We start from the raw sequence: 11,829 nt of genomic DNA, 5'->3' as shown, positions 1-11,829 counted from the left end.
TGGCGTTACTGCGTGGCGCTGCCCGCCTGCGTGGCGGTCGCGCTGGTGGCCGCATGGCTCGCCTGCGCGCCGACGGTCTCGTCGTATTCGCGCTTGCTGCGCAGCGCATTGAACAGCACGGTGCCGATCACGAACAGCACCACCACCACGATCAGGACACCTACACCCAACGTGGGGTTCTTCTTGCGCGGCTCGTTCATGTAGCGTGCCCTGCCCGATGAGGTAAGGAAGAAGGAAGGGGCATTCTACGCCGCCGCGCCTTGCAGACGGCTTGCGACGCGGATGAGGACCGGCACGACACGCGCAATGCTCGAACGCGTTCAGGTTCCGCGCACCGGCAACGCCGTCGAATACTTGATCTGCTCCATCGCGAAACTCGAACTCACGTCGAACAGCGGCACGGCGCGAATCAACTGCTTGTAGATACGATCGAAATCGTCGATATCGGACACCACCACGCGCAGCAGGTAATCGGTCTCGCCGCTCATCCGGTACACCTCGACGATCTCGGGAAAATCCTGCACCGCGCGCGTGAAGTCCTGCGCCCACGCCTCGGTGTGCTGGTTGGTGCGCACGGCGACGAACACCGTCGTGCCAACGCCCAGCTTCTTCGGATCGCACAGCGCCACTTGCGCGCGGATCACGCCGGTTTCCTTGAGGCGCTGCACGCGTTTCCAGCACGGCGTCTGCGAGAGATTGACGCGCTGCGCCAGTTCGGCGACCGGCATGGTGGCATCCTGTTGCAGCAGCTCCACCAGCTTTTTGTCGATGATATCCATTCCCACCTACCCCGTCGTATAGAAATTTCTTCTATCTTACGCCGCAATGGGGAAAAAGAATGGAAACTCTTTCTCGACGCCAATCGGTATAACTCTGTTGACGAGAACCACGCGACACGAGGCCCGCCGATGAATGCTCCCTTCGACCCCGCGCTGCTGGACGCCGCCCATGCCGACCACGCCGCGGCCGTCGCGCGCCTGTGCCGCGCGCTGGACGATGCGTTCGACGCCAGCGCCCATGCCCTTGATGCCGACGAGGCGAGCCACAGCAATCCCTCGCGCTGCGCGGCATTCGCGCAAGGCGTGCGCTTCGCGCTCGCCCAGGCGCTGGCCGACGCCGCGCTCGTCGCACCCGCGCAGCGCCTGCCCGCCGCAGGCACCGACATCGACACCTATCGCCGCCACCTGATCGCCGCCGATCCGCGCGGCCGTTATACGGTCGCCGCACTGGTCTGGCAGCCGGGTCATGCGAGCCCGGTGCATGCGCATCACACGTGGTGCGGCTACGCCGTGCTCGACGGCACGCTCACCGAAACGCTCTACGACTGGAACGAGTCGCGCGGCGTCGCCGAAATCCGGCGCGCGCAGCAACGGACAACTGGCGCAATTGCGTTCGGCGGCCCCGGACGCAAGAACGTGCATCGACTCGCCAACGACAGCGCGGCGCAGACGGTTTCGCTGCATGTGTACGGGGTTGCGGCCGCGCGGATCGCGACGCACGTCAACGACGTGTTGTCGTTCGCGCTCGCGGTCTGACTGGCCGTTTCAGTTGCGTCCGGCGGTGGGAATCTGCGGCGGCGCGCCTTCGGGGCTGCCGGTCGGCGGCGGCGCGGGACGGGGTTCGTGCGAGGCGTCGCGCGTCACGCCACGCGTCGCGATATCGCTGGCTGCCCCGGCTTGTTTCGATTCCGCCTCGGCGCGAGCGTGCGCCTCGTCCGGCATCTGCGGCGCGCCGTGCTCGTCGTGCTCCGCTGCGGTTTCGGGGCCGTCGCCCGGATCGCCGGCATCGCGCGCATCCTCGCCGCGCGGCGACATATGCACCTGCATCTGCGGCACTGGCATCTCGATACCCGCTTCGTCCATATGCCGCTTCAACCGCGCGTTGAACGCGCGCGCCACGCTCCACTGCTGCAACGGCCGCGTCTTGATCTGCCCTTTCACGACCATCCAGTTCGGATCGAAACGATCGAGGCCCCACACTTCCACGGGCCCGAGAATCTCGCGCCGATAGCGGAAATCCGCGACCAGCTCCGCGCCGGTTTCGCGGATCATGCGCGTGACCGTATCGAGATCGACGGAAAACGGCACGCGCACCTCGAACACCGCGAACGCAAAATCGCGCGACAGATTCTTGACGATCTTGATCTGCGAAAACGGGATCGCGTGAATCGCGCCCTGCCCGTCGCGCAGCCGCACGGTGCGAATCGACAGATGCTCGACGGTGCCCGCATGGCCGTTGTCGAGATCGATCCAGTCGCCCACCGAAATCGTCTCTTCGATGATGATGAACAGCCCCGTGATCAGGTCGGTCACGAGCGATTGCGCGCCGAAGCCGATCGCCAGACCGATCACGCCCGCACCGGCCAGCAGTGGCGTCACGTTGATGCCGAGATTCGCCGCCGTAACGATGCCCGCGATCGTGAGTATCGTCACGAGCAACGCGTTGCGCACCAGCGGCAGCATGGTGCGCGCACGCGTGCTGGGCGCGCGGCCCTTGGTGCGCGGGCCGCTCGGATTGAGCGCTTCGAGAATCGCCGTATCGAGCACGATCCAGACGAGCCACGCGAGAAACACGGTGAAGAGGATCGCGAAGATCGCGTGGGCGATGCCGCGCGCGGCCACGTTCGCCTCGATGATCGCCGCGAGCGACACGTCCCAGAGGCGCGCGCACGACTCGAAATACGCGAGCCAGACGAACAGCACCAGCAGCGTGCCCGCGAAACGCAGCAGCCGGCGCAGATACGGCGAGCGTCGCCGCACGCGCGTGAGGTCGGGCCGCGTGATGCGGAACACGACCGCCGAGAGGAAGAACGCGAGCACCAGCAGCAGCGCGGTGACGACGGAGATTTGCAGCACGTTTTCGTGACTGCTGATGCCGCCGAGCGTTGCCACGATCGAGGCCGCCGCGAGCAACAGCATCGGCAGTTGCCAGAGCGAGGCGAGCACGTCGAAGACTTCGGTCAGCGCCTTGTGGTCCTGACGCAGCTGATAACTGCGGTTGCGGATCAGATGCGCGACGGGTCGCCGGAAGCCGATCGCGAACACCGCCGTGAGCACGGCCGCCGTCATGTTCGCGCAGGTGGAGACGAGCGCGGCGAGATTGACGCCCAGTTCGCTCGCGACTTCGTAATTGGTGGCCGCGTCGCCGAGCGCGGCGAGCACGCCGATCGCCCACAGCAGCCGGCGCGCCTCGTGGATCAGCACGTTGACGGCCACGCGCCGATGCCCCGCGCCGAACAGCGAGAACATGATCAGACAGATCGACGAGAACACCGCGCCCGCGACGATCGCATAGGCGATCACCACGCCGATCGTGCGCCCGAGCGCCTGCGGCAGCGCACGCTCGACGATCAGCGCGCCGATGAACGCGACGATCCACGGCGCGACGCGATGCAGCACGAACACCAGCAGATCGATGGTGCTCGGATTGGGCCGCAGGCCCACCCGCACGGAAAAGCGGCGCAGCATGCGGCGTTCGAGCCAGCGCAGCGTCGCGGCGCACACGCCCCAGCCGAGCAGCATCGCCGCCATGTCGAAGAGAATGCGGCCGAGCGTCTCGCCCTCGCCGCCCGAGGCGATCGTGTACAGCTCGATGCCGGCGGCGTTGAAGCGGCCCGCCCAGTAATGCAGCGGGCTGGGGCCGCGGCGCGCGTCGGCTTCCACCGAGGCGAGGCCGGAGGCGATCGCGCCGAGCAGCCCGGACGCGTTCGCCGCCGCGCCCGAAGCGGGCGCAGGCGCGACGTTCTCGGACGCCGAACGCAGTTTCTTGAGCTGCGAGAGGAGCGCGTTGCGCTGCTTGTCGCTGTCGAGCGTGCTGATGACGCTGTCGAGCGAACGCGTGAACTCCGCCTGGCTCGCGGGCGACGGCGCCGACGCGGCGTCGGCGGCGGACGCGCCCGACGCAGTCGCGGGCGCGCCGGTAATGAGGCTTTGCAGCGCGGGGAGCACCGGCACGGCGGCCGGTGCGGCCGGCGCAGCGGGTGCAGCCGCTGCCGCTCCGGCGGCGAATGCGGGCGCGCACAGGCCCAGCCCGCCTGCCAGCAGGATGCCGATGAAAAAGCGCACGATGCGGACGATGCGCTCGATGCGGACGCAGCCCATCCACGGGCCGCGCAGATCGCGACGTGCGCCGACCGGTGCGAGTAAATGCGCGAGCGGGAAAGCCCAAAACAGAGCCAGCACGGAACCCGACGCGGACGGCCGCACGCGTTGCGGCGTCCCGCCCGCGTCGTCCCGTCCGAAGCATGGATTCATGGCGAAGGGGCGAAATCAGGACGCTCCAGTGTAGCCGCAGACGCCGCGGCCACGCCTCACGCGTGCGTAACAGAATGCAAGCGGGAGAAGGCAAGCGCGGCTCCACGCCGCGCCGCATCAATACGCGACCGTCGCGATCTGGCGCACGAAGTGCGCGTGCTCCAGTTCGTTCACGAAAGCGATGGCGTAATCCTCGGCGGAAATGCGGCTGTCACCCTTCGCGTCGGCGATCAGCGTGTTCGTGCCCGTGCGGAACGCGCCGGTACGCTCGCCCGGGGCGATCAGCGCGGCGGGCGCGAAGAAGGTCCAGTCGAGATCCGTCACCGTGCGGTAAAAAGCGAGTGCCTCGCGGTGCGCGAGCGCGATCGGCTTGTAGGCGTCCGGGAAGCCGTCCGTATCCACCAGTTGCTTGCCGGGCGCGACTTCGAGCGAGCCCGCGCCGCCCACCACCACGAGGCGCGTCAAGCCCGCGGCGCGCGTGCCGTCGACCAGTGCGCGGCTTGCGACCTGCAGATCGCCCAGTTGGCCCGACGGCGGCGCATAGGCGCTCGCCACCACGTCATGACCGCGCACCGCCGCCGCCACGCTCGCGGCATCGAGCAGATCGGCCTTCGCGGCCTGTACGTTCGGGCCGGCGATGACGCGCTCAGGCTGGCGCACCAGCGCACTGACCTGATGGCCACGGCGTGCCGCTTCGGCGGCGATGCGCGAACCCACCATGCCGGTGGCGCCAAAAAGCGCGATTTTCAGGGATTGGCTCATGTTCGACTCCTGTCTGAAGTTAAGGCATTTATGTAACTAATTTAGTTACAGTTTTGGGGCTAAAAAACGGGGCTAAGCCCCGTCGGGTGAAATCCTGTCGCGTGCTGCGCGGCCCCGCTTTCCCGCCCGATCACGCCCGGCGCGGCACCTTCGGCGCACGCGTGCGTTCGAGCTTGCGCTCGTTGCGCTGCATGTCCTCGACCACGTCGGTGAGCGTGCGCGCCGCCAGCGAGGCTTCCATCGCGCGCTGCGCATCGTCGATCACGCCGCGCAGCGACTGCTGGATATGCCGCCCCACCATGCAGGCCGGATTTGGCTCCTCGCGGTGCATCGCGAAAAGCTGCGCGTCGTCGACCGCGTGATAGATCTCGAGCAGCGTGATCGTACGCGGCTCGCGCGCCAGCAACGCCCCGCCGCCCGCGCCCAGCTGCGACGTGGTGAGCCCGGCGTTGGCCAGCATCGTCAGCAAACGGCGGATCAGCGCGGGATTCGTGTTCACGCTGCCCGCGATCATCTCCGAGGACAAGGGCTCGCCTTCCTGCAACGCCAGCAGCGCGAGCACGTGAACGGCGAACGCAAAACGGCTACTCGTATTCACAGCGAACCGGCCGCAGCGCGTGCGGCAAGATAAAGTGTAACCATAATAATTACATTAATTCCGTTCGTCAAACGACGCGATGCGCCTGCTGCCCCGCGTCACTGGCTGGCGCCCGTCGACGAGCCCGCCGCCGCGCCGCTCGCGGCCCAGCGTTGCAGCGAATGGCCGGCGATCGAGAGACCCGTGCCGGTGGCCGCCGCCGCGTCGCCGAGCATCGCGTGCGCGGCGCTCGCCGCCTCACGCCACTGGCCGCGCGCCTGAGACGCGAGTTCGGCGCTGGAGTCGCTGGCATTCTGGGCGATGGAGGCGCTCGCGTCGCTGGCGCGGTCGGCCTGCGATTGTATGTGCGAGTCGATGGTCGCCTGGGTCTGCGACGCCGCGTGATCGAGCTGACGCTGCGCGGAATCGAGTTGCTGATTCACGAAACTCGCCGCATGGCCGAGCGCCTGCGCGGCTTGCGCCTGCGCCTGGCTCGCCGCGGCCTGCACGGCTTGCTGCGCGGCGTCGGCGGACTTGTTGGCAAGATCGGACGCCGTCTGATCGTGTTTTTCGCAGCCCGCCAGCAGCGCGCAGACGAGCGCCGGCGCGAGGGCCATGCGTGCCACGCGCGCAAGGGACGCAAGCGAGGCGTCGGCGTGCTGCGACAGGTCCTTCGCTACGTGCTTCGATACCCGCTTCGATACCTTCAAATACATGGTCATCCTGAAAAAGACACCGCACGCAGCGGCTTGCAAAGATGAAAACGCGGCAATGATACGCTGCCACGCCGCACCCGTTCTTCTGCAACGAGAGAAAAACCCGCGCGCTCGAACACGGGCCGCGCGAGCGCGCTGGCGTCGGTGTCGAGCGTGCTCGCCTCGGCCTCGCGCGCCAATGCCTCCAGCCGCGCGATCAGCGCCGACGCCAGCCCGCGCCGCGTCCATCCGGGCGCGACGTAGAGCATCTCCACATGGTAGACCGGAAAGAGCTGCGCGAACGCCACCGGCGCGCCCGCGTAATCGGCGATCAGCGTCACGCCGCGCGCCAGGCGCGCGTCGAACTCCGACAGATTGTCGGCGCTTGTCGACCAGGCGGCACGCTGCGGTGCGTCATAGTGCGACGCCGCCAGTTCATTGACGGCGGCGCGGAACACCGCGGCGAGCGACGCCGCGTCGCGGCCCGGCTCGTAGGTGCGCCAGCCGATGTCGGCGAAGGTGGGCGTGCCCGGCGCGCCGGGCTGTGCGAAATCGTCAAACATGCTGGAGTAGACTGCGTGAGACCCGTTTATGTTCCACGCTTGGCGTTTCACGTGCGCAAACCGCAACCCCACCGAGGAGGCAAGCCATGGCAGTCAAGAAGATCCTGTTTCTCACCGGCGATTTCGCCGAGGACTATGAAACGATGGTGCCGTTCCAGGCGCTGGTCGCGATCGGCCATCAGGTCGATGCCGTGTGTCCCGGCAAGAAGGCCGGCGAGCGCATCAAGACGGCGATCCACGACTTCGAGGGCGACCAGACCTACACCGAAAAGCCAGGCCATCAGTTCGCGCTGAATGCGAGCTTCGACGAAATCGATCCCCAGCACTACGACGCGCTCGCCATCGCCGGCGGACGCGCGCCCGAGTATCTGCGGCTGAATCCGAAAGTCATTGAAATCGTGCAGTACTTCGCGGGCGCGAACAAGCCGATCGCGGCCATCTGCCATGCGGCGCAGTTGCTGGCCGCCGCCGAGGTGATCCGCGGCAAGCGCATTTCGGCCTATCCGGCCTGCGCGCCCGAAGTGCGGCTCGCGGGCGGCGAATATGCCGATATCGCCATCGATTCCGCCGTGACCGACGCGCCCTTCGTGACCGCCCCGGCCTGGCCCGCGCATCCGGAATGGCTGCGCCAGTTCCTCGTGCTGCTGGGCACGCGCATCGAGCCCTGACTTATCTCGTTCGCCTGTTTAGGACCGGTCTGATGGTTTTTGTGCCAGGCACTCCCGACAATCCAGGATGGATTGCGGGAGTGCATCGATGGACCTGACAGACTGGATTGTGTTGCTCGTGATCGCCTTGATGGCGATCGCTTTCTTTTGCCGCCGCGCGCACCGTCGCGGCACGGCCGCCGAACGCGCCCGCCATCTGCGCGGCACGCGCATGTTGATCCAGGCCGCCATCGCGCTCTGGGGCGCGCTGCTCATGCTCGAACGCGCTTTCGTCTCTCCCGCCGGCATGCCGTTCGGCACATCGCTGAGCACGCACGCCGTGCTGGGCGTCGTCGTCGTGCTGGCCGTGGCGGGCTGTCTCTGGTCGATACGCGGTCACCAACTGCTCAAGACCCGGCGGATTTTCGCGTGCTGATTGCATGACGTGCATCAACGCGTTACCGTTCTTCCCACCTCACGTCACACACCCGCCGCATCCGGCGGTCCGCCTGCCACGGCCAGCTTGCCCGTCGCCTTGAGCGCGCCCGGGCGCGCCGGCGGCTGCCCTTCGGCGCTCTCGTCGCCGCCGCGCAATTCCCGTTCATGCGCGGCCAGCAGCGCAGCCGCGTCGCCGGGCGCGGGCGGCACGACCGCCAGCGCATCGGGCAACGACAGATAGAACGTCGTGCCCTCGCCTTCCACCGACTCCACCCACACGCGCCCGCCGTGCCGCTCGACCATGCGGCGCACCAGCGCGAGCCCGATGCCCTCGCCCGGCGCAACGTTGCCGTGCATGCGCTGGAACGCCTGAAACAGCCGCGGCAGCGCCACTTCGGGAATGCCGAGACCGTTGTCGCGGACGTAGAAGATGTGCAGCGATTCGACGCCCGGCGGCGCATCGGCCGCGCCGATCTCCACGCGCCCTTCGCGCGCCGGATCGAGATAATTGAGCGCATTGCCGATCAGGTTCGCGAACACCTGCTCCAGCGCGGTCGGATCGCCCCAAACGGCGGGCAGCATGCGCACGCTCACCTGGGCGTTACGCGCGCGCACCGACGCGTGCATGGCGTCGACCACGCGCTGCACCAGCTCCTGCACGTTCACGCGCTGACGCCGGTACTCCACGCGCCCCACGCGCGCGAGTCGCAGCAGCGCGTCGATGATGTGCGAGGCGCGCAGCACGGCCGTCTGCAAATAGCGCAGCGCCTCGCCAATATCCTCGTTGATGATGCGCTCGACGCGTTCGCGCGCTTCGGCCGTCAGCGACGAATGCGCGACGCGGTCGCGCAGATCGTCGCAGGCGTGATGCAGCTCGCGCGAAAAGCCTTGCAGGTTGACCAGCGGCGCACGCAGATCGTGCGACACGCTATGGATGAACATCTCGTTTTCCTGCGTCTGCTGGCGCAGGTTTTCGTTAATGCGCGCCAGTTGCTCGGCGCGCCGCGCGAGATCGGCCTGGAAACCCACGCGCAGGCGTTCGGCTTCGACGAGCCGCTGGCTGATCTGATGCAGCGTCAGGTCGAGCTGGGCGATCTCGTCGTTGCCGCTCGTAAGCGGCGCGAGCGGCTCGTTGCCCGCGAGGCGCCCGGCATTGTCGGAGAGCGCGTCGAGCCGTCCGCGCACGCCGCGCGTGAACAGCCACACCGAGATCCCCACCAGCAGGATCGAGCCGATCACCGCCGTCACCACCAGCGACTCCTGCTGGGCGCGCGCCTGCTCGGCCGCCGTCACGCGCATCACGTCGAGACGGCGCTCCTCGGTCTGGAACGCGGAGACCTGGGTGCGCACGCGGTCGAGCACGTCGTAGTCGGTGAAGGTGCGAAAGCGCTCGACGAGATCGGCGCGACGGCCCGAATGCAGCAGATCCTGGATCCGGTCCGACCATTGCCGGTAGCTCTGCACGGTCTGGCGGATCTGCACCGCGCGCTCGACCTGGGGAGGATTGTCGGCGACCAGCTCGGCGAGCCGGTCGATACGGCGGTCGACGTCCATCCACAACGAGACCGGCGTGCTGAAGCTCACGTCGTTGGTTGCGACCGCGCCGCGCAGCCGCACCGACTCGACCAGCACCGGCTCCAGCACGCGGGACGCCTGCGCCAGCACGGCCTGACTATGCTGGCCCCAGCGCTCGGCGCCTTCCGCGTCCGCCTCGGCCTTCACGATGGCCGACAGCAGCGTCAGCTCGAAAACGGCGGGAATCGCGATCAGCAACAGCCCTTTGGTGGTGAGGCGCATTGTGTGGCGGCCTGGAGCGTGTGAACGGCTACGGTTCTTGATCCGCTCATTATGTCGGCGTTTGCGCCCCCAGTGCGGCGGAAATGCGCTGCGGCCGCCATTTTCCGGTTCGCTCCCGCCATCGAGGCGAACATTTCTAAATGCCGACAAATCGTTGATTCAGAAAGCGAAAACAAATAAATCGCCCTAAACTGGCGCGCACGCTCACCAACTTCGCGCGCGAGCACTGCTTTTGTGCCACCGGATCGTGCATGCGCCATGCGGCGGGCCCATCGCGCCCCGTTCTGACGCTCATCCAGCGCGGCGAGCGGGGCCGCGCCGGTGCATGCGCGCACCGCTTCAATGCCTCGCGCGAGCGTGCTTTCACCAGTTTGGCGCGAAGCTGGCCCACATCTTGCTCATAACGCGCTCCTATTTTGGGCAAACGCAGGACGCAAGGATGGACACTCTCAAGACCGGTACCGACACGCTCTTTCTGCTGCTGGGCGCCGCCATGGTGCTCGCGATGCACGCAGGATTCGCGTTCCTCGAACTCGGCACGGTGCGCAAGAAGAATCAGGTCAACGCGCTCGTGAAGATCCTCGTCGACTTCTCGGTCTCGACGATCGCGTACTTCTTCATCGGCTACACGATCGCTTACGGCGTGCAGTTTTTCTCGCCGGCCGATCTGCTCGCCGAGCACAACGGCTATCAGCTGGTGCGCTTCTTCTTCCTGCTGACCTTCGCGGCGGCGATTCCGGCCATCGTGTCGGGCGGCATCGCGGAGCGCTCGAAGTTCAATCCGCAACTATTCGCCACATTCGTGATCGTCGGCTTCATCTATCCGTTCTTCGAAGGGATGGTGTGGAACAACCGGCTGCACTACCAGGACGCGATCACGCACGTGTTCGGCGTGCCGTTCCACGACTTCGCGGGCTCGGTCGTCGTGCACGCGTTCGGCGGCTGGGTCGCGCTGCCCGCCGTGATCCTGCTGGGCGCGCGCCATGGCCGCTACTCGCGCGACGGCCGCATCGCCGCGCATCCGCCCTCGAACATTCCGTTCCTTGCGCTGGGCGCGTGGGTGCTGGCCGTAGGCTGGTTCGGCTTCAACGTGATGAGCGCGCAGACCATCGACAAAATCAGCGGCCTCGTCGCCGTGAACTCGCTGATGGCGATGGTGGGCGGCACGCTCTCCGCGTGGCTCGCGGGCCGCAACGACCCGGGCTTCACCTATAACGGGCCGCTCGCCGGTCTCGTGGCGGTGTGCGCGGGCTCGGACATCATGCATCCGCTCGGCGCGCTCGCGACCGGCGCGGTGGCGGGCGTGCTGTTCGTCTATATGTTCACGTGCGTGCAGAACCGCTGGCGCATCGACGACGTGCTCGGCGTGTGGCCGCTGCACGGCCTGTGCGGCGCGTGGGGCGGGATCGCCGCGGGCATTTTCGGCGCGCGCTGGGCGGGCGGCATCGGCGGCGTGTCGCTGGGCGCGCAGATCGTCGGCACGCTGAGCGGAATCGTGATGGCCTCGCTCGGCGGCTTCGTCGTGTACGGCGCGCTGCGTGCGGTCGTGGGCCTGCGCATCGATCAGGAGGACGAGTACAACGGCGCGGACCTGTCGATCCACAAGATCACCGCGACGCCGGAGCGCGAGTCGGTGTCCTGATCGCGCACGATGTCACGCCGATGGCGTCGACAAAAGTGAAAAGGCCGGCGCAATGCCGGCCTTTTTTATTGCGCGAAACGCCGCACGCAAGCGTTTGAAAAACGGTTGCAGCGTGCTCGCGCGTAATCGCCCGTAACCGTTGAGCGCGCATCCATCGCGCGCTGCCCACACTGTGCGTCAACGCGAAACATGCGCACAGCGTTCCTGTTTTTCCGGCAGACTGATGCCGGACGTGCGCTAGCGCACAGCAAAAAAAAAGCGTCACGTGTGAACGTGACGCTTTGAAAAGTTCTAGCCATTCCGAGGGCCGTGCTAGAACCTGAGAGCCGGTATTCGACAAGAACTGCGCAAGTACTGCGCAATTACCGCGCGCGACAAAAACAGCGAACGAGGACTGCGCTTGTCTGATCTTCATTCATCGCACATTGCACGCCGCAGCGACGCTCGCGCGGCGC

Annotated in this window: 12 protein-coding genes; 4 read left to right on the top strand and 8 right to left on the bottom strand. The window is 67.0% G+C overall.

Translation table 11 applies throughout. From position 1 onward, the window contains the following. Window positions 1–5 precede the first annotated feature (5 nt). Together SB764_RS17750 and SB764_RS17745 are read right to left on the bottom strand one after the other, a co-directional pair. Window positions 6–200 carry a hypothetical protein gene (locus tag SB764_RS17750; protein WP_110329343.1) on the bottom strand — a complete coding sequence of 65 codons (195 nt, stop codon included), beginning with the start codon at window positions 198–200 and terminating at the stop codon, window positions 6–8. Window positions 201–320: 120 nt separating this feature from the next. Next, complete coding sequence (locus tag SB764_RS17745; RefSeq protein WP_167371424.1) at window positions 321–779, bottom strand: Lrp/AsnC family transcriptional regulator; 459 nt, start codon at window positions 777–779, stop codon at window positions 321–323. A 129-nt stretch (window positions 780–908) separates the two neighbouring features. Between SB764_RS17745 and SB764_RS17740 the strand changes: the two genes are divergently transcribed. Next, entirely contained in the window at window positions 909–1,535 is a 627-nt protein-coding gene (locus tag SB764_RS17740; RefSeq protein ID WP_110329344.1) for a cysteine dioxygenase family protein, read from the top strand. Window positions 1,536–1,544: 9 nt separating this feature from the next. On the opposite strand, the gene SB764_RS17735 is transcribed toward SB764_RS17740, so the two are convergent. The 5 genes from SB764_RS17735 to SB764_RS17715 form a co-directional block, all read right to left on the bottom strand. Continuing rightward, window positions 1,545–4,253 (bottom strand): mechanosensitive ion channel domain-containing protein, encoded by a 2,709-nt coding sequence (locus tag SB764_RS17735; protein WP_373681709.1) that lies wholly within the window; start codon window positions 4,251–4,253, stop codon window positions 1,545–1,547. 117 nt (window positions 4,254–4,370) lie between these two features. Next, the gene (locus SB764_RS17730) at window positions 4,371–5,015 is read right to left on the bottom strand and encodes an NAD(P)-dependent oxidoreductase (protein WP_065061212.1); all 645 of its coding nucleotides are present in this window, start codon (window positions 5,013–5,015) and stop codon (window positions 4,371–4,373) included. Between the two features lie 130 nt (window positions 5,016–5,145). Further along, window positions 5,146–5,613, bottom strand: coding sequence for an Rrf2 family transcriptional regulator (locus SB764_RS17725; RefSeq protein WP_074986307.1), 468 nt, complete (start codon window positions 5,611–5,613; stop codon window positions 5,146–5,148). Window positions 5,614–5,711: 98 nt separating this feature from the next. Beyond that, entirely contained in the window at window positions 5,712–6,308 is a 597-nt protein-coding gene (locus SB764_RS17720) for a hypothetical protein (RefSeq protein ID WP_074986309.1), read from the bottom strand. Between the two features lie 2 nt (window positions 6,309–6,310). Continuing rightward, the gene (locus SB764_RS17715) at window positions 6,311–6,850 is read right to left on the bottom strand and encodes a GNAT family N-acetyltransferase (RefSeq protein WP_410864199.1); all 540 of its coding nucleotides are present in this window, start codon (window positions 6,848–6,850) and stop codon (window positions 6,311–6,313) included. An 86-nt stretch (window positions 6,851–6,936) separates the two neighbouring features. Between SB764_RS17715 and SB764_RS17710 the strand changes: the two genes are divergently transcribed. Continuing rightward, entirely contained in the window at window positions 6,937–7,518 is a 582-nt protein-coding gene (locus SB764_RS17710) for a DJ-1/PfpI family protein (RefSeq protein ID WP_410864197.1), read from the top strand. Window positions 7,519–7,606: 88 nt separating this feature from the next. Further along, the gene (locus SB764_RS17705; RefSeq protein ID WP_065061208.1) at window positions 7,607–7,933 is read left to right on the top strand and encodes a hypothetical protein; all 327 of its coding nucleotides are present in this window, start codon (window positions 7,607–7,609) and stop codon (window positions 7,931–7,933) included. A 44-nt stretch (window positions 7,934–7,977) separates the two neighbouring features. On the opposite strand, the gene SB764_RS17700 is transcribed toward SB764_RS17705, so the two are convergent. After that, window positions 7,978–9,732, bottom strand: coding sequence for a sensor histidine kinase (locus tag SB764_RS17700; RefSeq protein WP_110329347.1), 1,755 nt, complete (start codon window positions 9,730–9,732; stop codon window positions 7,978–7,980). A 439-nt stretch (window positions 9,733–10,171) separates the two neighbouring features. Here SB764_RS17700 and SB764_RS17695 point away from each other — a divergent pair, with 439 nt between their 5' ends. Then, a complete protein-coding gene (locus SB764_RS17695; RefSeq protein WP_065061207.1) occupies window positions 10,172–11,374 on the top strand; it encodes an ammonium transporter in 1,203 nt (400 codons plus the stop codon). Window positions 11,375–11,829 lie beyond the last annotated feature (455 nt).

Origin of the sequence: Paraburkholderia sp. SIMBA_027 (assembly GCF_046535315.1) — a bacterium.
In the GTDB taxonomy this organism is placed as follows: Bacteria; Pseudomonadota; Gammaproteobacteria; order Burkholderiales; family Burkholderiaceae; genus Paraburkholderia; species Paraburkholderia tropica.
This window is presented reverse-complemented; position numbering and strand designations above follow the sequence as displayed.

Coding starts and splice junctions, on each gene's coding strand:
- SB764_RS17715 (WP_410864199.1), bottom strand. CDS start 6,850: ATGTTTGACGATTTCGCACAGCCCGGCGCGCCGGGCACGCCCACCTTC.
- SB764_RS17730 (WP_065061212.1), bottom strand. CDS start 5,015: ATGAGCCAATCCCTGAAAATCGCGCTTTTTGGCGCCACCGGCATGGTG.
- SB764_RS17710 (WP_410864197.1), top strand. CDS start 6,937: ATGGCAGTCAAGAAGATCCTGTTTCTCACCGGCGATTTCGCCGAGGAC.
- SB764_RS17695 (WP_065061207.1), top strand. CDS start 10,172: ATGGACACTCTCAAGACCGGTACCGACACGCTCTTTCTGCTGCTGGGC.
- SB764_RS17700 (WP_110329347.1), bottom strand. CDS start 9,732: ATGCGCCTCACCACCAAAGGGCTGTTGCTGATCGCGATTCCCGCCGTT.
- SB764_RS17740 (WP_110329344.1), top strand. CDS start 909: ATGAATGCTCCCTTCGACCCCGCGCTGCTGGACGCCGCCCATGCCGAC.
- SB764_RS17745 (WP_167371424.1), bottom strand. CDS start 779: ATGGATATCATCGACAAAAAGCTGGTGGAGCTGCTGCAACAGGATGCC.
- SB764_RS17750 (WP_110329343.1), bottom strand. CDS start 200: ATGAACGAGCCGCGCAAGAAGAACCCCACGTTGGGTGTAGGTGTCCTG.
- SB764_RS17735 (WP_373681709.1), bottom strand. CDS start 4,253: ATGAATCCATGCTTCGGACGGGACGACGCGGGCGGGACGCCGCAACGC.
- SB764_RS17705 (WP_065061208.1), top strand. CDS start 7,607: ATGGACCTGACAGACTGGATTGTGTTGCTCGTGATCGCCTTGATGGCG.
- SB764_RS17720 (WP_074986309.1), bottom strand. CDS start 6,308: ATGTATTTGAAGGTATCGAAGCGGGTATCGAAGCACGTAGCGAAGGAC.